Origin of the sequence: Brevundimonas sp. (assembly GCF_965227765.1) — a bacterium.
Classification (GTDB): Bacteria; Pseudomonadota; Alphaproteobacteria; order Caulobacterales; family Caulobacteraceae; genus Brevundimonas.
This window is the reverse complement of sequence record NZ_OZ245778.1, coordinates 230,675-251,069: the sequence shown is the minus strand read 5'-3', so window position 1 is coordinate 251,069 and position 20,395 is coordinate 230,675. Positions and strand designations below refer to the sequence as shown.

The 20,395-nt window shown below is 68.0% G+C and carries 25 protein-coding genes; 15 read left to right on the top strand and 10 right to left on the bottom strand.

Going from position 1 to position 20,395, the window contains the following annotated elements:
* The first annotated feature begins 28 nt into the window (after nucleotides 1-28).
* A complete protein-coding gene (locus ACO05L_RS01190; RefSeq protein ID WP_421730355.1) occupies nucleotides 29-685 on the top strand; it encodes an LON peptidase substrate-binding domain-containing protein in 657 nt (218 codons plus the stop codon).
* 132 nt (nucleotides 686-817) lie between these two features.
* Nucleotides 818-1,012 carry a Trm112 family protein gene (locus ACO05L_RS01185; protein ID WP_421730354.1) on the top strand — a complete coding sequence of 65 codons (195 nt, stop codon included), beginning with the start codon at nucleotides 818-820 and terminating at the stop codon, nucleotides 1,010-1,012.
* On the opposite strand, the gene ACO05L_RS01180 is transcribed toward ACO05L_RS01185, so the two are convergent.
* The 3 genes from ACO05L_RS01180 to greA form a co-directional block, all read right to left on the bottom strand.
* A complete protein-coding gene (locus ACO05L_RS01180) occupies nucleotides 1,009-2,262 on the bottom strand; it encodes a UbiH/UbiF/VisC/COQ6 family ubiquinone biosynthesis hydroxylase (protein WP_421730353.1) in 1,254 nt (417 codons plus the stop codon). The genes ACO05L_RS01185 and ACO05L_RS01180 overlap by 4 nt on opposite strands.
* A 12-nt stretch (nucleotides 2,263-2,274) precedes the next feature.
* On the bottom strand, nucleotides 2,275-2,427 hold the full coding sequence (locus ACO05L_RS01175; RefSeq protein ID WP_305305119.1) for a hypothetical protein: 153 nt from the start codon (nucleotides 2,425-2,427) through the stop codon (nucleotides 2,275-2,277).
* A 127-nt stretch (nucleotides 2,428-2,554) separates the two neighbouring features.
* The gene (gene greA / locus ACO05L_RS01170; protein ID WP_421731716.1) at nucleotides 2,555-3,031 is read right to left on the bottom strand and encodes a transcription elongation factor GreA; all 477 of its coding nucleotides are present in this window, start codon (nucleotides 3,029-3,031) and stop codon (nucleotides 2,555-2,557) included.
* Between the two features lie 72 nt (nucleotides 3,032-3,103).
* Here greA and ACO05L_RS01165 point away from each other — a divergent pair, with 72 nt between their 5' ends.
* Nucleotides 3,104-4,369 carry an NAD(P)/FAD-dependent oxidoreductase gene (locus ACO05L_RS01165; RefSeq protein WP_421730352.1) on the top strand — a complete coding sequence of 422 codons (1,266 nt, stop codon included), beginning with the start codon at nucleotides 3,104-3,106 and terminating at the stop codon, nucleotides 4,367-4,369.
* On the opposite strand, the gene ACO05L_RS01160 is transcribed toward ACO05L_RS01165, so the two are convergent.
* A complete protein-coding gene (locus ACO05L_RS01160; RefSeq protein ID WP_421730351.1) occupies nucleotides 4,358-4,675 on the bottom strand; it encodes a hypothetical protein in 318 nt (105 codons plus the stop codon). The two genes, ACO05L_RS01165 and ACO05L_RS01160, sit on opposite strands and share 12 nt — an antisense overlap.
* A 59-nt stretch (nucleotides 4,676-4,734) precedes the next feature.
* On the opposite strand from ACO05L_RS01160, the gene ACO05L_RS01155 reads away from it, so the two are divergent.
* Nucleotides 4,735-5,880 (top strand): serine hydrolase domain-containing protein, encoded by a 1,146-nt coding sequence (locus ACO05L_RS01155; RefSeq protein WP_421730350.1) that lies wholly within the window; start codon nucleotides 4,735-4,737, stop codon nucleotides 5,878-5,880.
* Here the strand turns inward: ACO05L_RS01155 and rarD are convergent.
* Nucleotides 5,877-6,851 carry an EamA family transporter RarD gene (gene rarD / locus ACO05L_RS01150; RefSeq protein WP_421730349.1) on the bottom strand — a complete coding sequence of 325 codons (975 nt, stop codon included), beginning with the start codon at nucleotides 6,849-6,851 and terminating at the stop codon, nucleotides 5,877-5,879. The genes ACO05L_RS01155 and rarD overlap by 4 nt on opposite strands.
* A 52-nt stretch (nucleotides 6,852-6,903) precedes the next feature.
* The gene (locus ACO05L_RS01145) at nucleotides 6,904-7,947 is read right to left on the bottom strand and encodes an aspartate-semialdehyde dehydrogenase (protein ID WP_421730348.1); all 1,044 of its coding nucleotides are present in this window, start codon (nucleotides 7,945-7,947) and stop codon (nucleotides 6,904-6,906) included.
* A gap of 192 nt (nucleotides 7,948-8,139) precedes the next feature.
* On the opposite strand from ACO05L_RS01145, the gene zapE reads away from it, so the two are divergent.
* A complete protein-coding gene (gene zapE / locus ACO05L_RS01140) occupies nucleotides 8,140-9,234 on the top strand; it encodes a cell division protein ZapE (protein WP_421730347.1) in 1,095 nt (364 codons plus the stop codon).
* A gap of 63 nt (nucleotides 9,235-9,297) precedes the next feature.
* Complete coding sequence (locus tag ACO05L_RS01135; RefSeq protein WP_421730346.1) at nucleotides 9,298-9,873, top strand: YbjN domain-containing protein; 576 nt, start codon at nucleotides 9,298-9,300, stop codon at nucleotides 9,871-9,873.
* A 96-nt stretch (nucleotides 9,874-9,969) separates the two neighbouring features.
* Here the strand turns inward: ACO05L_RS01135 and mdh are convergent, their stop codons facing one another.
* Entirely contained in the window at nucleotides 9,970-10,932 is a 963-nt protein-coding gene (gene mdh / locus ACO05L_RS01130) for a malate dehydrogenase (RefSeq protein ID WP_421730345.1), read from the bottom strand.
* A gap of 388 nt (nucleotides 10,933-11,320) precedes the next feature.
* On the opposite strand from mdh, the gene ACO05L_RS01125 reads away from it, so the two are divergent.
* Both ACO05L_RS01125 and ACO05L_RS01120 read left to right on the top strand, forming a co-directional pair.
* The gene (locus ACO05L_RS01125) at nucleotides 11,321-12,214 is read left to right on the top strand and encodes an SIMPL domain-containing protein (protein WP_421730344.1); all 894 of its coding nucleotides are present in this window, start codon (nucleotides 11,321-11,323) and stop codon (nucleotides 12,212-12,214) included.
* A 2-nt stretch (nucleotides 12,215-12,216) separates the two neighbouring features.
* Nucleotides 12,217-12,627, top strand: a complete 411-nt coding sequence (locus ACO05L_RS01120; RefSeq protein WP_421730343.1) for an HIT domain-containing protein — start codon at nucleotides 12,217-12,219, stop codon at nucleotides 12,625-12,627.
* Nucleotides 12,628-12,801: 174 nt separating this feature from the next.
* Here the strand turns inward: ACO05L_RS01120 and ACO05L_RS01115 are convergent, their stop codons facing one another.
* Nucleotides 12,802-13,674 carry a pirin family protein gene (locus ACO05L_RS01115; protein WP_421730342.1) on the bottom strand — a complete coding sequence of 291 codons (873 nt, stop codon included), beginning with the start codon at nucleotides 13,672-13,674 and terminating at the stop codon, nucleotides 12,802-12,804.
* Between the two features lie 57 nt (nucleotides 13,675-13,731).
* Nucleotides 13,732-14,310 (bottom strand): hypothetical protein, encoded by a 579-nt coding sequence (locus tag ACO05L_RS01110; protein WP_421730341.1) that lies wholly within the window; start codon nucleotides 14,308-14,310, stop codon nucleotides 13,732-13,734.
* Nucleotides 14,311-14,506: 196 nt separating this feature from the next.
* Between ACO05L_RS01110 and sdhC the strand changes: the two genes are divergently transcribed.
* From sdhC to ACO05L_RS01075, 7 genes are read left to right on the top strand one after another with little or no spacing between them, the layout of a single operon-like run.
* A complete protein-coding gene (gene sdhC, locus ACO05L_RS01105) occupies nucleotides 14,507-14,977 on the top strand; it encodes a succinate dehydrogenase, cytochrome b556 subunit (RefSeq protein ID WP_421730340.1) in 471 nt (156 codons plus the stop codon).
* Nucleotides 14,974-15,378 carry a succinate dehydrogenase, hydrophobic membrane anchor protein gene (locus ACO05L_RS01100; protein ID WP_421730339.1) on the top strand — a complete coding sequence of 135 codons (405 nt, stop codon included), beginning with the start codon at nucleotides 14,974-14,976 and terminating at the stop codon, nucleotides 15,376-15,378. Before sdhC ends, ACO05L_RS01100 begins: the two co-directional genes overlap by 4 nt.
* 6 nt (nucleotides 15,379-15,384) lie before the next feature.
* Nucleotides 15,385-17,169: a succinate dehydrogenase flavoprotein subunit gene (gene sdhA / locus ACO05L_RS01095; protein WP_421730338.1), complete on the top strand. Its 1,785-nt coding sequence runs from the start codon at nucleotides 15,385-15,387 to the stop codon at nucleotides 17,167-17,169.
* A 1-nt stretch (nucleotide 17,170) separates the two neighbouring features.
* Complete coding sequence (locus ACO05L_RS01090) at nucleotides 17,171-17,968, top strand: succinate dehydrogenase iron-sulfur subunit (protein WP_421730337.1); 798 nt, start codon at nucleotides 17,171-17,173, stop codon at nucleotides 17,966-17,968.
* Nucleotides 17,969-18,006: 38 nt separating this feature from the next.
* The gene (locus ACO05L_RS01085) at nucleotides 18,007-18,327 is read left to right on the top strand and encodes a 2Fe-2S iron-sulfur cluster-binding protein (RefSeq protein WP_421730336.1); all 321 of its coding nucleotides are present in this window, start codon (nucleotides 18,007-18,009) and stop codon (nucleotides 18,325-18,327) included.
* Between the two features lies 1 nt (nucleotide 18,328).
* On the top strand, nucleotides 18,329-19,153 hold the full coding sequence (locus tag ACO05L_RS01080; protein ID WP_421730335.1) for a kinase: 825 nt from the start codon (nucleotides 18,329-18,331) through the stop codon (nucleotides 19,151-19,153).
* 24 nt (nucleotides 19,154-19,177) lie between these two features.
* The gene (locus ACO05L_RS01075; RefSeq protein WP_421730334.1) at nucleotides 19,178-19,516 is read left to right on the top strand and encodes a PilZ domain-containing protein; all 339 of its coding nucleotides are present in this window, start codon (nucleotides 19,178-19,180) and stop codon (nucleotides 19,514-19,516) included.
* Nucleotides 19,517-19,520: 4 nt separating this feature from the next.
* On the opposite strand, the gene ACO05L_RS01070 is transcribed toward ACO05L_RS01075, so the two are convergent.
* A complete protein-coding gene (locus ACO05L_RS01070; RefSeq protein WP_421730333.1) occupies nucleotides 19,521-20,375 on the bottom strand; it encodes an HAD family hydrolase in 855 nt (284 codons plus the stop codon).
* Nucleotides 20,376-20,395 lie beyond the last annotated feature (20 nt).

Genomic DNA, 20,395 nt, shown 5'->3' with positions numbered 1-20,395 from the left:
TTGTTTCGCCTGATACCGGGAGCCCGACTTGGCCCAGAGTTACGTGAAGGCTGCGGACCTGCCGCAGGTCATTCCTGTCTTCCCCCTGCCAGGGGCGATCCTGCTGGCGCGCGGGCAACTGCCGCTGAACATCTTCGAGCCGCGCTATCTGAACATGATCGACGACGCCATGGCCGGGGACCGGATGATCGGCCTGATCCAGCCGGCCGGCGGGGCGCCGGATCTGCCGTCCCTGTCGGCGGTGGGCTGCGCCGGGCGGATCACCAGTTTCGCCGAGACCTCGGACGGACGTTATCTGATCACCCTGACCGGCATCTGTCGGTTCGGGATCACGACCGAGATGCCCAGCCCCACCCCCTATCGCCAGGTGCGCGCCGCCTTCGCCCCGTTCGAGGCCGACCTGACGGCTCCGCCCCAGGACGGGTTCGACCGCGAGCCGTTCATGGCCGCGCTGAAGGCCTATCTGGAGCGTCGGCAGCTGGAGGTGGACTGGGAAACCGCGGAATCGGCGCCTCAGGAAGCCCTGATCAACAGCCTGGCCATGGCTCTGCCGTTCGAACCCGCCGAGAAACAGGCCCTGCTGGAATCCCAGACGCTTGAGGATCGCTGCGCCGTCCTGACCGCCCTGATGCGGATCGACGCGGCCGAGACCGGAGACGGCGACACGCCCAGCGCGATGCAGTGACGCCGAGTGGGCGCGCTACCGCTCGCGACGCGGTCGCTCGCTGCTTGAGCGCGGCGTGGGATGGGTCCATTGAAGGCTGTAGCCCTACTGTCGGGCTCAAGTAGCGCGACCGCGCGGTAGCCCTAGAGAACGATGAGCGACGCCTTCAACACCCCGACTTCCGTCGATCCCCGCCTGCTGGAGGTGCTGGTCTGTCCGGTGACGCGCGGGCCGCTGACCTTCGATCGGGAAGCGGGCGAACTGATCTCGGTCCGGGCCAAGCTGGCCTTCCCGATCCGCGAAGGCGTGCCGATCATGTTGCCCGACGAAGCCCGCAAGCTGGACTAGACCGTCTCGCCCCGCAGCAGTCGGGGCAGATCCCCCGTGGCGCCCCCGGCCTCGCGCATGAAGGCGCGGCGCAGGGGTCCGATGCGGTTGACCGTCGCCATGCCGAGATCCCGCGCCAGCCGCACCGGCGCAAGATCGGTCGAGAACAGTCGCACGAAGGCGTCGAAACCGGCGGCCAGGGCGGCGTTGTCGAACCGGCGCCAGGCCGCATAGCGGTCCAGCACGATTTCGGAGCCAATATCCTCGCCCAGACGCAGGGCCTCGACCAGCACCTCGGCCAGGGCGGCGGCGTCCTTCAGCCCCATGTTCAGCCCCTGGCCCGCGACGGGATGCACCCCGTGGGCGGCGTCGCCGATCAGGGCGATGCGGGGCGCCGTCAGCCGTTCGGCCAGGTCCAGCGACAGGGGATAGACGAACCGGGGTCCTTCCGGCGTCGCGCCATCCAGGAACTCTCCGAACCGACGCATCAGGTGAGAGCCGAAGGCTTCGTCGGAGGCGGACCTCAGGGCCTCGGCCCGGCGCGTCGGCTCGGTCCAGACCAGGCTGGCGCGCTGGTCTGTCAGGGGCAGGATGGCGAAGGGGCCGCCCGGCAGGAAATATTCGTGGGCCACGCCGCCGTGCGGACGGCCTAGCCGCACCGTGGCGACGACGCCGCTCTGGCCATAGGCCCAGCCGACCGTGCCGATGCCGGCGGCCTTGCGGACGGTGGAGTTGCGCCCCTCGGCGCCGATGACGACCGGGGCGGTCAGGACCTGTCCGTCCGACAGGGTGACGCGGGCGGCCACGGCGTCGGTGGTCACGGAGACGACCGAGACCGGCGCGCGCAGGTCGATGTCGGCGGCCTCGACCGCCTGGGCCAGGGCGGCGCGGATCTGGCGGTTCTCGACCATATAGCCCAGGGGCTCGCCGCCGTTTCCGTCGCCGATCTCGGCGGCGTCGAACCTCAGATAGGCGGGCGAGGCGGTATGGGACGCGGCGCCGGGACGCCGGCCGTCGGTCACCAGGATATGGTCCATGCGACAGGCGTGGGGGCGCAAGCCTTCGCCCAGCCCCAGGGCGTCCAGCATCCGGAAGGTGGAATAGGCGATGGCGGTCGAGCGGCCGTCGAAGGTCGGGGCCAGCTGGGTCGCGAACCGCTGGGGATCGACCAGCGCGACCTTCAGCCCGCCCTGGGCGGCGGCAAGGGCGAAGGTCGCCCCGGCCAGTCCCGCCCCGGCGATGATGACGTCATGGCTGTAGGGCGAAGTCATCGTGGAAAAGGCTCAGTCGTCCTCGAGCGGCGGCAGGCCGGCTTCCTTGCGGGCGGCGGCGGCGGCTTTCTTTTCGGCCTTGGCGGCGGCTTTCTCAGCGGCCTTCTTGGCGTCGGCGCGGTCGCGCTCCTGGCGTTCGAAACTGTAGTTGGGCTTACGGGCCATGGGCATTCCTCGTTGCGCTGACGCGCGGCGCGCCACTTGAGCGCAGGGAGCGTCGTCGCCGACGCCGTATGGGTCTTGTTGTGGGGCATCCGCCCGGTCGGAACAACCGTTGCCGTGGGCGGAAAGTTCAATCGACGGCCACGATCTCCACCGACTGGCCGGCGATCAGGGCCTCGTCGCCGACCCGTTTGCCGATCAGGGCGCGGGCCAGGGGCGAGACATGGCTGACCGACCCCGCCGCCGGATCGGCTTCGTCCTCGCCCAGGATGCGCCAGGTCTGGGTCCGGCCGTCCTCGCGTTCGATGGTCACGGACCCGCCGAAGCGAACGGTTCCGTCAGCCGTGGTCTCGACCAGCTGGGCGTTGGCGCGGCGCGCGGACCAGTAGCGCAGGTCGCGCGTGGCCCGCGCCATGGCCGTGCGGTCGGCCTCGATCGAGCCCTTGGTCTGGGCGGCGGAGTATGCTGCGCGCGCCGAGGCCAGCTCGGCCTCGATGGCGGCCAGGCCGGTCGCCGTCACCAGATTGGCGTGCGGCGATATGGGGCGGTCGGGAAGATCGGCGGCCGTGGCCTCCAAGTCCTCCTCACGGGTGAAGGCGACGCTCATCGACGGAATATAAGACATGCGCGCGCGATTTGCGCCCTCTGCGTCGATGCGCGCATGGGCTAGAGGGAGTCCATGACCTCTCCTGCCTCCGCTTCCTCGCCCGCCGTCACCGTCATCGGGGCCGGTCCCGCCGGTCTGATGGCCGCCGAGGTGCTGGCCTCGGCTGGCGTCCGGGTGACGGTGCACGAGCGGATGCCGTCTCCGGCGCGTAAACTGTTGATGGCCGGGCGCGGCGGGCTGAACCTGACCCATAGCGAGGATCAGGCGGCCTTTCTGGCCCGGTATGGCGCGCGGGCGGACGTGGCGTCCGACTGGCTGGACGCCTTTTCGCCCGACGAACTGATCGCCTGGGTCGAGGGGCTGGGCCAGCCGACCTTCACGGGGTCGAGCGGGCGGGTCTTTCCCAAGGCGATGAAGGCCTCGCCCCTGGTGCGGGCCTGGCTGAGGCGGCTGGACGGGCTGGGCGTGACGCTGAACACCCGCTCGCGCTGGACGGGCTGGAATGACAAGGGCCTGACCTTCGACACCCCAGAGGGCGAGGCGGTTCAGACGCCGGATGCGACCGTCCTGGCCCTGGGCGGCGCCAGCTGGCCCAATCTCGGCTCGGACGGCGCCTGGGTCGAGACGCTGGAAGGGCAGGGGGTCGCCGTGGCGCCCCTGGTCCCCACCAACGCCGGGTTCGACGTGGCCTGGTCCGAGATCCTGATCGAACGGGCCGCCGGGCAGGCCTTGAAGCCCGTCGCCCTGAGTTTCACCGACAACGGGCCTCAAGCAGCGCAAGGCGCGGTAGGCCACACAGTGAAAGGCGAGGTGATGCTGACGCGCTACGGCGTCGAGGGCGGGGCCATCTACGCCCTGTCGGCGGCGCTGCGCACGGCGATCCAGCGCGACGGCGAGGCGACCCTGGTGCTGGATCTGCGCCCCGACCTGTCGGTCGAGGCCCTGGCCGCCCGGCTGGACCGGCCGCGGGGCAAGGACAGCATGACCAACCATCTGCGAAAGGCCGGAGGCCTGTCGCCCGCCGCCATCGCCGTGCTGCGCGACATTCCCGGCGACCTGCCGACCGGCGCCCAGAAGCTGGCCCTGCGGATCAAGGCCGTGCGGCTGAAGCTGACGGGGATGCAGGGGCTGAAGCGGGCCATCTCGACCGCCGGCGGCGTCGCCTTCGACAGCCTCGACCCACGCCTGATGCTGACCGCCCGCCCCGGCGTCTTCATCGCCGGCGAGATGCTGGACTGGGAGGCGCCCACGGGCGGCTATCTGCTGCAGGCGTCTCTGGCGTCGGGCGTGGTGGCGGGACGGGGCGTGATCGAGTGGCTGGGGCGATCAGAGGGCTGATCGACTTCTATGCCTCCGGCGCAGCCAGGCGACTTGCCGTGCGTTCATTCTGACGCCGAACCACAACAGTCGCGCACTTAACCCGAGGGACAGGAAGCCTTGCATGGCCTGGCTTGAAGTCATCTCGTGGGCCCCCGATACAAGGCCAGACCAATGCGTGATGACCTGCCACAAGAGGAAGGCGGGGATAGCCGCGCCCAGCAGGGTGATCATCGTACCGGTCAGCAGCCCGGCGTAGGCGCTTTCAATGTCGTCAGGGTCTTCCATGGCGTCGATGATATCGTCGTTATCGGCGTCGGCAACCACTCACAGACGGTGAGCCGCGGCCCTTTCCCCGACCGGTTCCGATTGTCTAAACACTTCCCATGACCGATTTGCCCGAGATCCACGGCGTCTGCCCGGCGCCCCTGTCCGCCGTGAAGGACGCCTTCGCCCAGAACTTCGTCGATGCGCCCGAGGGGCTGGACGAGCAGGCGGCGCGGTTCAGTGTCTGTATCGAGGGCGAACTGGTCGTGGACCTGTGGGCGGGCGCGGCCGATCCCCGAAGCGGCGTCGCCTTCGACGCGCGGACCCTGACCCCCGTCTATTCGACCGGCAAGGCGGTGATGTCCCTGCTGATCGCCCAGTGCGTCGAGCGCGGCCTGATGACCTATGACCAGACGGTCGCCTCGCTCTGGCCCGCCTATGGCCAGGCCGGCAAGGACGCCGTCACCGTGGCCCAGCTGATGAGCCATCAGGACGGCCTGCCGGGCTTCGACACCGAGATGGACCCGACGATCTGGTTCGATCCGCCCGCCGTGCTGGCGCGGCTGGCGGCCCAGGCGCCGATGTGGCCGCCCGGAACCGCGTCCGGCTATCACCCCATCACCATCGGCTATCTGGCGGGCGAGCTGTTCCGCCTGACCGACGGGCGCAGCATGGGCATGGCGCTGAAACAGGATTTCGCCGAACCCTTCGGCCTGGACCTGTGGCTGGGCCTGCCCGAGGCCGAGCATGGGCGGGTGGCCACGATGAAGAAACCCGCCAAGGCCGTCGACCTGGGCCCCATCGACGCGGTCAAGAAGGCGGCCTTCCTCGACAAGGGATCGGCGCCGGGCGGGCGTGGCTCGGCCGAGTGGCGGACGATGGAGATCCCCTCGGCCAACCTGCATGCGACGGCGCCCGGCCTGGCGCGGATCATGGGCGTCCTGGCCAACGACGGCCTGCTGGACGGCAAGGCCATCCTGTCGGCGGCGGTGGTCGATCAGGCCATCAAGGAACGCATCCACGGGCGCGATCGGGTCCTGCCCTTCGACCTGAGCTGGGCCGCAGGCTTCACGCGCAACGCCGGTCTGGGCATCTTCGGGCCGGGCGCGCGCAGCGTCGGCCATTGCGGCTGGGGCGGGTCATGCGCCTTCGCAGATCCCGACGCGCGGGTCTCGGCCGCCTATGTGATGACGCGCCAGTCGCACCATCTGCTGGGCGACCCCCGGGCGCAACGCCTGGTCGACGCCCTCTACGCCGCGCTCTAGCGGGCGCGATCCTCGGCGGGATCATCCAGAAGGCCGGGTTCGGGCGCGACGGCGGACAGGGCGGCCTCGTTGCGGTGGCGGCGCTCGACCAGGGCTCCGGCGGCATAGACGGCGGCCCCGGCCCAGATGAAGGCGAACGAGACGCCGCGCAGCCAGCCGAACGGCTCGCCCTGCATGACGCCGAAGACGAAGACCATGGTCGGGGCGATGAACTGCAGGAAGCCCATGGTCGACAGGGGCATGCGCCGCGCGGCCCAGGCGAACAGCACCATGGGAATGACGGTGACCGGCCCGCCCGCCAACAGCCAGAAGGAGGCCTCTGGCGAGACGCCGAAATGGCCCTGGCCCTGGCTGGTGATCCACAAAACCCAGGCCAGGCCGATGGGCCCCAGGATCAGGCATTCCAGAAACAGTCCGCTCTGGGCGTCGACCGCCACGCGCTTTCTGATCACGCCATAGCCGCAGAAGCTGAAGGCCAGGATCAGCGCCACCCAGGGCAGATGGCCCAGGGCCACGCCCTGCAGCACCACGCCGACCCCGGCCAGGCCGATGGCCACCATGCCGAAGCGAGAGATGCGCTCGCGGAACAGCCAGGCGCCGGCGGCCATGTTGAGCAGGGGATTGAGATAATAGCCCAGGCTGGCGTCCAGCATCCGGCCGTGATTCACGGCGATGACATAGGTGGTCCAGTTGATGGCGATCAGGGTCGAGCTGAGCGCGATCCAGCCCATGACCTTGGGATTTTTCAGCGCCGCCATGACCTGGCGTCCCTGCCGGGCCAGCAGCACCAGCAGCAGGGCCAGGGGCACGGCCCAGGCGGTGCGGTGAGCCATGATCTCGAACGGATCGGCCCCGGCCCGCGCCATGGCCTGGAAGACCAGGGGGATGAAGCCCCACATCAGATAGCAGCCAATCCCCGCGATCAGGGCGTTGCGGGCTTCGGTCTGACCAAGGGAGGCGGGGGAACTCATCGCACAGGAACTTTCGTCCCCTCTCCCGGCGGGAGAGGGGACAGGAGGTCAGTTAGACCGTGATCGAACGGTATCCGGTCGAGGGTTTGATGACGCCCGTCTCGTCCAGCAGCTGGGCGATCTGGACGGCGTTCAGGGCGGCGCCCTTACGCAGGTTGTCGGACACGACCCAGAAGCTGAGGCCGTTCTCGACGGTGTGGTCCTTGCGGATGCGCGACACGAAGACGGCGTGTTCGCCGGCGGCGTCGACGGGGGTGATGTAACCGTCGTGCTCGTGCTTATCGACCACCAGGACGCCGGGGGCTTCGCGCAGGATGGCGCGGGCCTCGTCGGGCGAGATCGGGCGATCGAACTCGACCGTCACGGCTTCCGAGTGGCCGACGAAGACCGGCACGCGCACGCAGGTCACCGTCAGCTTGATCTCGGGGTCCATCATCTTGTGGACCTCGTTCCACATCTTGGCCTCTTCATCGGTATAGCCGTCGTCGTTGAACGACCCGATGTAGGGGATGACGTTGAAGGCGATCTGCTTGGGGAATTTCTTCGGCTTGGCGTCGCCCAGGCCGTAGATGGCCTTGGTCTGGTTCCACAGCTCGTCCATGCCTTCCTTGCCGGCGCCCGACACGGATTGATAGGTCGAGACCACGACCCGCTTGATCTTGGCGGCGTCATGCAGGGGCTTGAGGGCCACGACCAGCTGGGCCGTCGAGCAGTTGGGGTTGGCGACGATGTTCTTGCGGATATCCTTGACGGCGTCCGGGTTCACCTCGGGCACGATCAGGGGCACGTCGTCGTCCATGCGGAAGACCGACGAGTTGTCGATGACGATGGGACCGGCCTTGCCGATCTTCTCGGACCATTCCTTGGACACCGATCCGCCGGCCGACATCAGGACGACGTCGACGGTGGAGAAGTCGAACGCCTCCATGTCCTCGCACTTGATGGTCTTGTCGCCCCAGGCGACGTCCATGCCTTTCGATTTTCGCGAGGCCAGCGCGTGCATTTTCTCGACGGGGAAGTTCAGTTCCTCGAGGATGGTCAGCATTTCCCGGCCGACATTGCCGGTGGCGCCTACGACGGCGACGCGATAGCCCATATTGGTTGTCCTTCGGACGCGCTAACGCTCGGGACGCGGTCCCTCGCTGCTTGAGCGCGATTGGTCTGGGGTCGAACGCGCTTGCGCGCGTGCCACGAGACGGTTTTCGCGCGGCAGGCAGGGGATGTAGTCTTTCGCGGGCGCGAAGCAATCGCTTTTCATGCGACGGGCGCAAGGTTATGCCCCAGTTCGATGACCTCCCGCATACGTTCCGCTTATGAGATCCGCATCGAAGAAGGGGTTCTGGTCCCCGATCCGGCGCAAGCTCCGCTGATCGCGGCGCTGGAACGGCTGGAGACGGATCTGGCGAAAAAGGGCCTGTTCGGCAAACAGCCCGAGGTGCGCGGCCTCTACATCTGGGGTCCGCCGGGACGGGGCAAGTCCATGCTGATGGACCTGTTCGTCTCGGCCTCGCCTGAGCCGAAGAAGACCCGCGCCCACTTCCACGCCTTCATGGCCCGCATCCACAAACTGGTCGACCAGTGGCGCAAGGGCGACAAGAAAGCCCGCCAGGCGACCTTCGGCACACACAAGGGCGACGACCCGATCGAGCCCATCGCCGACCTGATCGCGTCCGAGGCCCGGCTCTTGTGCTTCGACGAGCTTCAGGTCACCGACATCGCCGACGCCATGATCCTGGGCCGGCTGTTCGAGGCCCTGTTCGAGCGCAAGGTGGTGCTGGCGGTGACCTCCAACCGCGCCCCGACCGAGCTCTACAAGAACGGGCTGAACCGGCAGCTTTTCCTGCCCTTCATCGCCGAGATCGAGACACGCTGCGTCGTGATCGAGATCGACGGCGCGCGCGACTGGCGGCTGGATCGGCTGATGGGATCGCCGGTCTGGTTCACGCCAGACCAGGGTGCGGCCTTTGAATCCCTGTGGTTCGACCTGCGCGGGGGCGAACCCGAGGAGCCGGCCCATCTTCAGGTCCTGGGCCGCGAGGTCGTCGTCGAGCGGACCGCCGGGTCCCTGGCGCGGGCCACTTTCGACCAGCTGTGCGATACGGCCCTGGGGCCGCAGGACTATCTGGCGGCGGCGGCGCGGTTCCACACCCTGTTCCTGGACGATGTGCCGGTGCTGGGGCCGGAGCGGCGCCAGGCGGCGCGGCGGTTCGTGACCCTGATCGACGCCCTCTATGAGGCCGGGACGCGGCTGGTGGTCCGCGCCGCCGCCGAGCCGGAGGCCCTCTATCCCAGCGGTGATGGCGCCTTCGAGTTCGAACGGACCGTGTCGCGCCTGCGCGAGATGTCGAGCGCATCCTGGCTGGAGAAGGCGGAACATGCCTGATCCTCACATAACTTCGCCGCAATAGAGCTTAGGGTGACGCTCCGAACCGGAGACCGCCCGTCCATGAAGTCCCTCGTCCTCGCCGCCGTCCTCGCCACCCTGGCTGCGCCCGCCTTCGCCCAGGAGGCGCCGGCCCAGCCGGCCGACGAAGTCGTCACCACCGCCAGAAACAGCGCCACAGCCGCCGAGGTCGCGGCCCTGGCCCCGCCGACCGCCGCTGCGGGTCTGGCCCCCGCCGCCATCGTCGCCTGGCTGGGGCGCCAGGGCGTGACGCCGGGACCGGTCGAGCCCGATGGCGACAACGCCTATGTCCGGGTCACGGACGGTCCGCTGAACTGGATCCTGTTCTTCCAGTCGTGCCAGAACGGCGTCTGCGCCGACCTGCAGTTCTCGATCGGCTTTGCGACCGCGGCGGTGACGCCCGAACTGGTCAATGACTGGAACCGCGACCGCCGCTTCCTCAAGGCCTTCTACGAACCGGCGGCCACGGCGGGCGAACCGGCCTCGGGGGTGGTCCAGTACGACCTCTTCCTGCGTCCGGGCGAAGGCCCAGAGCAGTTGAGCGACCACCTCGCCGTCTGGCGTGGCCTGGCCCCCGAGTTCGCGCGCCTGACCACGCGGCCCACGGCGGCGAACTAGGCGACGAAAAAAGGGCCGTGGTGCGAACCACGGCCCTTTTCATTGTCTTGCGCTCAAGCAGCGCGCGACCGCGTCGCGCGCGTTAGCGCTCGCTGGCTATGCCAGCGAAGGCTCCAGGTCCTTGCAGGACTGGATCAGGCCCTGGACCGAGGCGACCGACTTCTCGAACATCGCCTTTTCTTCGTCGTTGGTGGTGAACTCGACGATCTTCTCGACGCCGCCGGCGCCGATCAGGGCGGGCACGCCGACATAGAGGTCAGAAAGGCCGTATTCGCCCGACAGCCAGACGGCGCAGGGCAGGACGCGCTTCTGGTCCAGCAGGTAGGACTTGGCCATGGCGATGGCGGATTCAGCGGGCGCATAGAAGGCCGAGCCGGTCTTCAGCAGGGCGACGATCTCGCCGCCGCCTTTACGCGTCCGCGTGACGATGGCGTCGAGGTCTTCCTGGCTCAGGAAGCCGGCGGCGACGGCGTCGGGCAGGGGCAGGCCGCCGACGGTCGAGTGACGCACCATCGGCACCATGTCGTCGCCGTGACCGCCCAGGGTCCAGGCGTGAATGTCCTGAACCGAGACGCCGGTCTTTTCCGACAGGAAGTAGGCGAAGCGGGCCGAGTCGAGAACGCCGGCCATGCCGACGACCTTTTCCTTGGGCAGGCCCGAGAACTTCTGCAGGGCCCAGACCATGGCGTCGAGCGGATTGGTGATGCAGATGACGAAGGCGTTGGGGGCGTGGGCCTTGATGCCTTCACCCACGGCCTTCATGACCTTCAGGTTGATCGACACCAGGTCGTCGCGGCTCATGCCGTCCTTGCGGGGCACGCCGGCGGTGACGATGCAGACGTCGGCGCCCGCGATGTCGGCATAGTCGTTGGCGCCCTTGAGCGAGACCGACGAACCGAAGACGGCGGTGGCTTCGGCGATGTCCAGAGCCTTGCCCTGGGGGGTGCCCTGGGCGATGTCGAACAGGATCACGTCGCCCAGGGCTTCACGCGCAGCCACATGGGCCAGGGTGCCGCCGATCATACCGGCGCCAATGAGGGCGATCTTTGCGCGAGCCATAGGCACGTCTCCGTCTTGGGGTCGCCGCGCTGTGCGCGCGGTTCGCAGGTGCGAGAAGAAATCGTGGGCGGCGGTCTAGACCCGGCGCGCTTCGCCCGCAAGACACGTGCGCCACCGTGATGGAACGTCAGGCCTGTCGTGCGGAAATAATCGGCCTGTTGATACAGCCCGCTCCATGGCGGCCCTATGATGCCACCACCCCGGCCTATGGCCGTCCTGCCTGACCGGTAGGCGACCCCATCGGGATCGGCCGATTTCAGACCCTTCAGACCTTTCAGACCCGGTTTCATCTGTTCAAGACGACGATGGCGGCCCAGGATTCAGACTGTTCGGACTATTCAACCCCGGTTTCATCCTGCCGCAGGACCCGGTGCATTGGAGATCAGATATGCGTGACGCCCTCTTCGGCTCGGTGATCCTGGCGACGCTCCTGTCCTCGGGCGCCGCCTTGGCCCAGACCCCGCCGGCCACCATCGGCCAGCAGTATGTCCCGGCGCCCTGGTGGATGCGCGATCCGGTGATCGCCTCGATCGGACAGGTGCGGGTCGAGATCCAGGCCAATCGGGCTGGCTTTTCGGCCAGCTTCCAGTCGGTCGAACGCAATGTCAGCGAGGCGTCGAGAAAGGCCGCCGATCAGGTCCGGGCGCTGAGCCAGGCTCTGGGCGCCTATGGCGTCGACAAGGTTCGCGTCGAGACGACCCTGACGACCCAGCCCCTTTATGACCAGTACCGCGACGAGAACGGCAACCTGCGCGACAATGTCCGCGCGGATCGGATCGAACGTTATCAGGCCGTGGCGACGGTCAGCCTGTCGATACGGGACACCGCCCTGCTGGAGCGGGTCTATGCGACCGTGGTGGCGTCCCAGCCGACCTCGATCAGTCAGGTTTATTTCTCGCTGGAGCCGGACAACGCCTGGAAAGCCAACCTGGCGGCCGAGGCGATCAAGGACGCACGGCGGCGCGCGGTGGCGGCTGCCGAGAACGCGGGCGCGACCCTGGGGCCCGTTCGGCTGATCGATTCCACCAGCCGCGCCTGCCAGACGGACGTGCTGGCCGGCTGGCCGTCGTACGGAGGCAGCGACGATCAGCAGACCTCTCTGGATCAGGTCGTCGTGACCGGCAGGGCGAGGATGGAAATGGCGGCGCCGCCGGCGCCGCCGCCCCCGCCCGCAGGTGGAGCGGCCCCGAGCGAGGCGGCTATCGAGGCGGCGCGGCTGGCGCTGCAGCCGCCGCTGCAGACCCTGACCGACAGCGCCTGCGTCGTTTACGGCCTGAACTGAGCATGGACGACTGGTCTGTAGCACCCGCCTTCGAGGCGGGATCGGTCGCAGTCGCCGACTGGCCCCTGTGTCATGTCCGGCTTCAGGACGACGCGCGGTTTCCCTGGTTGATCCTGATCCCGCGCGTGGCCGGGGCGGTCGAGCTGGAGGACCTGTCGCCGATCGACCGGGCGCTGCTGATGGAAGAGGCGGTGCGCGCCGGAACCCTGGTCCGCGCCCTGGGCGAAAGCGCCGGGCGTCCTGTCGAGAAGCTGAACCTGGGCGCCATCGGCAATGTCACCGCCCAGCTGCACGTTCACATCGTCGGCCGCCGCCGCGACGACGGCCTGTGGCCCGACCCGGTCTGGGGACGTGGCGAGGCGGTGCGATACGAGCAGGCTCGACTGGCCCTATCGGTGGCGACACTGGCCTAGCTGCCGAGAAGCGCGCTCAAGCAGCGAGGCTCCGCGAGCCGAGCGTTAGCGCCCTTGACCGAGAATGCGCTCAAGCAGCGAGGCTCCGCGAGCCGAGCGTTAGCGCCCTTGACCGAGAATGCGCTCAAGCAGCGAGGCTCCGCGAGCCGAGCGTTAGCGCGTCGCGAAGCGACCTCAAACAAGAGGCGCAGGCCCGAACTTGCCGGCGTTATAGTCCTCGATGGCCTGGATGATCTCCTCGCGGGTGTTCATCACGAAGGGGCCGTGGCTGAAGACCGGCTCGCCGATCGGCAGGGCGTGGCCCAGCAGGACGACAGCCTCGGTAGAGGCTTCAATGCCCACTGTATCGCCGTCGGGGTTGAGGGCGACCAGGTTCCAGGGCTCGACCGCCGTGCCGCCGACCGAGACCTGGCCCGAGACAACATAGAGGAAGACGTTGCGATCCGGCGCGACAGGCGCGGTGAATACGCCGCCCGGCCGGAACTTCAGTACGGCCAGATGGATGTCGATCAGGGACTGGATCGGCGCCTGGGTCTCGCCCCACCGGCCCGAGACGGGTTCGACGGTGACCCGGCCCTCATCGGCGGTGAAGCTTGGGATGTCACCGGCCTGCAGGCCGACATAGGCGGGCGGGGTCATCTTCAGCCGCGAGGGCAGGTTGACCCACAGCTGCAGGATTTCCATCGGGCCGCCGTCGCGCTTGAAGTCGGCGGGCGACAGTTCGGCGTGGATCAGGCCCGACCCGGCGGTCATCCACTGGACGCCGCCGGCGCGAATAATGCTCTCGCCGCCCGAGGAATCGTTGTGGGCCAGTTCGCCGTCGAGGATGAAGGTCACGGTCTCGAAGCCGCGATGCGGATGCGGCCCGAACGGCAGGCCCCGGTTGCCCGGCGCATAGGTCTGCGGCCCGTGGTGGTTCAGGAACAGGAAGGGATCGATCTGTTCGATCCCCGGTCCCGGAACCGGGCGGCGGGTGACCAGGTCGGCGATGTCGTCGCGGATCGCACGATGGCTGCGGGCGACGGTGCGGAGGTTATATGTCGTCATCCGTCACAGATGGAGTGGCGGATTGGGGTTGTCCAGTCCAGCCATTGTCGTGCGGGCTCAACCTGGGTTGGAGGGCTTCAGGCTGACGGGCCAGCTCAGGCCTGCCCCAGCAAGGTCGCCGGCCCAGCCTTGCGGCGTGGGCGTCAGGCGCAGCCGGGTGGTGCGAGCGCCGATCCCGGCCTCGATGACCACGGCGTCGCCTTCGCGGCGGGCGGTGGTGGCGACATCGCGGGCGCCGCTCAGGCTCCAGGCGGCTTCCAGACGGCTGTCGGTTCCGGCGTCGCTGACCACCAGGTCCGACAGCACGTCGCCCTGGGCGTCCATGACCTGCCAAGCGCCGTCCAGCCCGCCCATCAGCGCCTGAGCGTCGATCTGCGCCTGGGCCACGCCCTGTTCGTAGCTCGTCTCGCTGTCCGAGGGGCTGTATTCGTAGCTGCGGTGATAGGCGTCGACGCTGACCGGCGCGGTCAGGGGGCGGCGATAGTGGTCGGTCTCCGCATCGCCCTGGGCCCGGCTGCGGCCGAAGCTGGAGGCCGGTTCGAACGGGGCGATGGCGGGCCGGGAATAGGTCTCAGGCTCGGATGCCGGATCGGCGGCGGCTGAGATCACGGCGATGAGGAAGGGCAGCACCAGCATGGGCCCAGACTGAGTCCGGACACCGGGCGCGGCTAGTGCATTGCCGCAACACTCGAAATCGTGATCGGTTCCGCACCGACAAGAATTGTTTCCGCCGCAGCGCACAAGCGCGCGTTGACACCCCGGCTTTGGGGTCCTTAAAGCCACTGCATCCTGCAAGAACGCCTGATTTCAAAGGGTTTTGAGAACCATTCGCATGACGAGCGTCCCCAATATTCCGGCCGATGCCGACAAGGCGGGCGACCTGTCCGCCAAGGTCGTGATCCAGCCGAACGGCCGTCCCCGGCCCATGTCCCCGCATCTCCAGACCTGGCGCTGGCACGTCACGATGACGGCCTCGATCCTGTTCCGCATCACGATCGGCGCGGCCAGCGTCGCCGCCATCATCCTGGTCGGCTGGCTGGCGGCCCTCGCCTTTGGACCCGAGGTCTACGCCTGCGTTCTGAAGTGCGCGGCCTCGCCCCTGGGCCTGTTCGTCGGCTTCGGCCTGACGGTGGTGCTCTTCTCCTTCCTGCTGAACGGCGCGCGCCACCTGATCAACGATCTGGGCCGGGGCCTGACGCTGAAGCCCGCCAACCTGATGTCCAACATCGCCGTCTGGGGCCCGATCCCGCTGGCAGTGCTGTTCTGGGTCCTGTTGTTCGCCACGGGGAGGGTCTCGCTGTGAGCGCAGCCGCCAAATTCCATAAGGGCGTGAAGATCTCCGAGCGCCACGGCGCCGGCGAGTGGAAGACCGAAAAGCTCGCCCTTGCCGCCCTCATGCCGCTCGGCCTGTGGGTCCTGTCCAGCGTCGTCACCCTGTCGGGCGCAGGCTATGCGGCGGTGCTGGCCTGGTTCGGCAGCTGGCTGAACGCCGGGCTGGCCATCGTCACCGCCCTGGTCTTCTTCGGCTTTGCGGCCCTGGCCTGGAAGGTCATCATCGAGGACTACATCCACAAGCCGGGGACCAGCCGGGTCCTGATGGGCCTGCTGAATCTGGTCTGCCTGCTGCTGGCTGCGGCCAGCGTCTTCTTCATCGTGCGGCTGGCGCTGGGTTCTGCGCCCCTGCCCGCCGGACTGGGGTTCTGATCCTTCATGGCTAGTTACGAGTTCGTCGATCACGAATACGACGTCGTCGTCGTCGGCGCCGGGGGCTCGGGCCTTCGCGCCGCGCTCGGCGCCGCCCAGCAGGGCCTCAAGGTCGCCTGCGTGACCAAGGTCTTCCCGACCCGTTCGCACACGGTTGCGGCCCAGGGCGGCATCTCCGCCTCGCTCGGCAACATGGGTGAGGATTCGTGGAAATGGCACATGTACGACACCGTCAAGGGGTCGGACTGGCTGGGCGACCAGGACGCCATCGAATACCTGGTCCGCGAGGCTCCCAAGGCCGTCTATGAGCTGGAACACTGGGGCGTGCCCTTCTCGCGCACCGAAGAAGGCAAGATCTATCAGCGCGCCTTTGGCGGCATGACCCGCAACTATGGCGAAGGCCCGGTGCAGCGCACCTGCGCCGCCGCCGACCGCACCGGCCACGCCATCCTGCACACCCTGTACGGACAGTCGGTGCGCCGCGAGGTCGAGTTCTTCATCGAATACTTCGCCCTCGACCTGATCATGCAGGACGGAACCTGCACCGGCGTCACCGCCTGGAAGCTGGACGACGGCACCCTGCACCGCTTCCGCGCCAAGATGGTGATCCTGGCTACCGGCGGTTACGGCCGCGCCTACTTCTCGGCCACCTCGGCCCACACCTGCACCGGCGACGGCAACGCCATGGTGCTGCGCGCCGGCCTGCCCCTGCAGGACATGGAGTTCGTGCAGTTCCACCCCACCGGCATCTATGGCGCCGGCTGCCTGATCACCGAGGGCGCACGCGGCGAGGGCGGCTACCTGACCAACTCGGAAGGCGAGCGCTTCATGGAGCGCTATGCGCCGACCGTGAAGGACCTTGCCCCGCGCGACATGGTCTCGCGCTCCATGACCATCGAGATCCGCGAAGGCCGCGGCGTGGGTCCGAACAAGGACCACATCCACCTGCACCTCGACCACCTCGATCCGAAGATCCTGCACGAGCGCCTGCCCGGCATCTCCGAGAGCGCCAAGATCTTCGCCGGCGTGGACGTGACCAAGCAGCCGATCCCGGTCCTGCCGACGGTCCACTACAATATGGGCGGCATCCCCACGAACTATCACGGGGAAGTCCTGACCCTGCGCGACGGCAACCCCGACAGCGTGGTTCCAGGCCTGATGGCCGTGGGCGAGGCGGCCTGCGTCTCGGTGCACGGCGCCAACCGCCTGGGTTCGAACAGCCTGACCGACCTGGTCGTGTTCGGCCGCGCCGCCGGCCTGCGGGTCGGGGAAGTGGTGGACAAGGGCTCCAAGACGCCGGACGCCCCGGCCTCGACGACGGACGCCCACCTGGCCCGCCTGGACCGCTTCCGCAACGCCTCGGGTTCGACCCCGACCGCCAAGCTGCGCATCGAGATGCAGCGCGCCATGCAGTCCGACGCCGCCGTGTTCCGCACCGGCAAGACCCTGGAAGAAGGCGTCGCCAAGCTGCGCGCCATCCACGCCCAGGGGTCGGACATCAAGACGACCGATCGCGGCATGATCTGGAACACGGATCTGGTCGAGACCCTGGAATACGACAACCTGATCGATCAGGCCCTGGTCACCATCGAAGGCGCGCTGAACCGCACGGAATCGCGCGGCGCCCACGCCCGCGAGGACTTCCCGGACCGCAACGACAACGAATGGATGAAGCACACCCTGGCCTGGAAGCGTCCGGACGAGGGTGTGAAGATCGACTACCGGCCGGTGCACAAATACACGATGTCCACGGACGTCGAGTACATCGAGCCCAAGGCGAGGGTTTACTGATATGGCCGCATTCACCCTTCCCATCGGTTCCAAGCCCTCCAAGGGCAAGGTCCACAAGGCTCCGGCCGGCGCCAAGAACGTCAAGACCTACAAGGTCTATCGCTACGACCCCAACGTCGACGCGAACCCCAGCTGGGACGAGTTCGAGGTCTCGGCCGACGATCACGGCCCTATGCTGCTGGACGCCCTGATCCACATCAAGAACGAGATCGACCCGACCCTGTCGTTCCGTCGTTCGTGCCGCGAGGGCATCTGCGGCTCCTGCTCGATGAACATCGACGGGCGCAACACCCTGGCCTGCACCAAGGGCATGGACGAGTGTTCCTCGAACACCATCGCCATCGGCCCCCTGCCGCACCAGCCGGTGGTCAAGGACCTGGTGACGGACCTGACGCTGTTCTACGCCCAGTACGACAGCATCAAGCCCTACCTGCAGTCCGACGAGGCCGATCCCACGACCGAACGTCTGCAGACGCCCGAACAGCGCGCCAAGCTGGACGGCCTGTACGAGTGCATCCTGTGCGCCTGCTGCTCGACGTCGTGCCCCAGCTACTGGTGGAACCAGGGCGAGTACCTCGGCCCGGCGGCGCTGCTGCAGTCCTATCGCTGGATTTCCGACAGCCGCGACGACAAGACCCAGGACCGCCTCGACGACCTCGAGGACCCGTTCAAGCTCTATCGTTGCCACACGATCATGAACTGCGCTCAGGTCTGCCCCAAGGGGCTGAACCCGGCCAAGGCGATCGCGGAAACCAAGAAGCTGATGGTCGCCCCCAGCCGTCGCAAACAGGCGGCCTAGGTTTGCTTCGCCCTATCGCTGACGCTACTTGAGGGCTCATGGCCAAGGTCACCTATATCGAGCACTCGGGCGCCGAGCACGTCGTTGACGTGAAGAACGGCCTGTCGGTGATGGAAGGCGCGGTGCGCAACAACGTCCCCGGCATCGACGCCGACTGCGGCGGGGCCTGCGCCTGCGCCACCTGCCACGTCTATGTCGACGCGGCCTGGGCCGAGGCGGCGGGCAAGGCAAGCGCCATGGAGGAGTCCATGCTCGACTTCGCCGAACAGGTGGAGCCGACCTCGCGCCTGTCGTGCCAGATCCGCGTGTCGGACGCCCTGGACGGCCTGATCGTGCGCCTGCCCGAGAGCCAGCACTGACGTGATCCACCCCCGGCTGCTGTCGGCGGTCGCGGAAATGGTCGCCAAGGCCAGGACATCGGGCGCCGCGGTTCCCCTGATCGGGATTTCGGGCGCGCAAGGCTCGGGCAAGTCCACCCTGGCCCGTGCAGCGGCGGCCAAGGACATGTCCATCGTCAGCCTGTCGCTGGATGACGCCTATCTGAGCCGGGCCGAGCGGGAAGCCCTGGCGCGCCGCCTGCATCCGCTATTCGTCACCCGCGGCCCGCCCCTGACCCATGATCTGGAGGGCCTGTCCGCCCTGATCGCCCGCCTGCGCGCGGCGGGCCCGGGGGATCGCACGCCCCTGCGCACCTTCGACAAACTGGCCGACGACGTGGCGCCCCGCACCGACTGGCCCGTCTTCGTCGGTCGCCCATCCGCCATCCTGCTGGAGGGCTGGTGCCTGGGCGCGGCGCCCCAGACGGCGGCAGACCTGGCTGAACCCGTCAATGATCTGGAACGCGAACAGGACGCCGACGGGCGCTGGCGCGGCCTGTGCAATCAGGCCCTGAGCGAGGGTTACGCCGACCTGACCGCCGCTCTGGACGGGCTGCTGTTCCTGCGCGCGCCCTCGTTCGACCGCGTGCTGGACTGGCGCTCAGAACAGCAGGCCGGGTTGCTGGGCGTCCCGGCCTTGGATCTCGATCCCGACGACCGGGCGGCTATGGCGGACTTCATCGCTCATTTCGAGCGGATCACCCGGTCGATGCTGGCCGGCAATGTCGCCGCCGACTGTATCATCGACCTCGACGACGACCGCTCGCCCCGCTTTGATGGATCGGCTTCGATCCCTCCGGCGCCATGATGTCCCTGAAGCGTTAGCGTCCCCATGGCCCTTTTCGACAAGACACCCGACCGCCGGTTCGAGCCGCGCCGACCCGCCAACACACGCGGCGTCCTGGTCGCGCCCGGACTGGAACTGGCCTGCCGCATCGTCGATCTGTCGGATGGGGGTATGCGGTTGCGGCTGGACCGCGCCATCTCCCTGCCCGCCGTAGTGACGGTGGTCGACGTGGACGCCGGCACGGCCTGCGAAGCCTCGGTGGCCTGGTCGAAGGGACAGGAGGCGGGGCTGAAATGCGCCGCCCGCCCCACGCCTCTGAAAGGTCTGGTCCCGGCCCGTCTGGCCCACGCCCGCGACGCCTGGGCCCGCGCCGGGGGGCGCTAAGCTCCTAGATCCCGGCGGGCATGGCGCCTTCGTTGATGGCGATGCGGCCGATCAGGCCCTTGACGATCAGGTCCAGCGGCTGGCCCTCGCGATAGTCGGCGGCGGCGACGAAGTTGACCCGGTCCTCGGAGATCAGGCTGTAGATCTTCTTCTGGTCCTTGTCGGAGTTGCGCGGGTCATAGACCGCGATCGAGAAGCCGCCCTTGGTGTGCATCATCTTCATGGTCGGCACGTCGGTGTCGCCGTCGCCCAGGAAGATCATGCGCTCGAACGGGATGCGGCGGTCGTCGTCGGGAACGAAGCGGTTGATCGGCTCGTGGTCCCAGTGGTTCAGCACCCCCTTGTTGATGCGGAACAGGTACTGGGTCTTGGTGGTGTAGTTGACCCCGACCGCCGGCCAGATGGCCACGCCGTGGTCGTCGTAGGCGAACTTGGAGGCAAAGACGTGGTGGAAGGCGTCGCGGATCGGACAGCCCTCGATCATCTCCTCAAGGCCCGCAGAGATGATGTAGTGCTCGATCTCCAGGCCGTATTTGGCGCCCACCGCGTCGATGCGCTCGAACCAGCCTGGGCCGGTCAGGTCGGTGCGCAGGCCGTCGAACAGCTTCACGTCCTCGCCGTGTTCCTTGAGCAGCTTCTTGGTGATCGGTTCGCCATGCTCGCGGGCGCGCTGCAGCATCAGCTGCATGTACATCAGGATGTTGTCGCCATCGGCGGATCGGGTCAGACGGTCGGCCTCGCCCCAGAAGTCGCCGATGCCCATGCCCACCGAGGGGATGAAGGTCACCTCCTGCATGTTGCCGCGCGCCAGGGTGCCGTCGAAGTCGTAGATGATGGCGGTCTTGAGGGGGGCGGTCATTTGGAGGTCCGAGAGGCAGG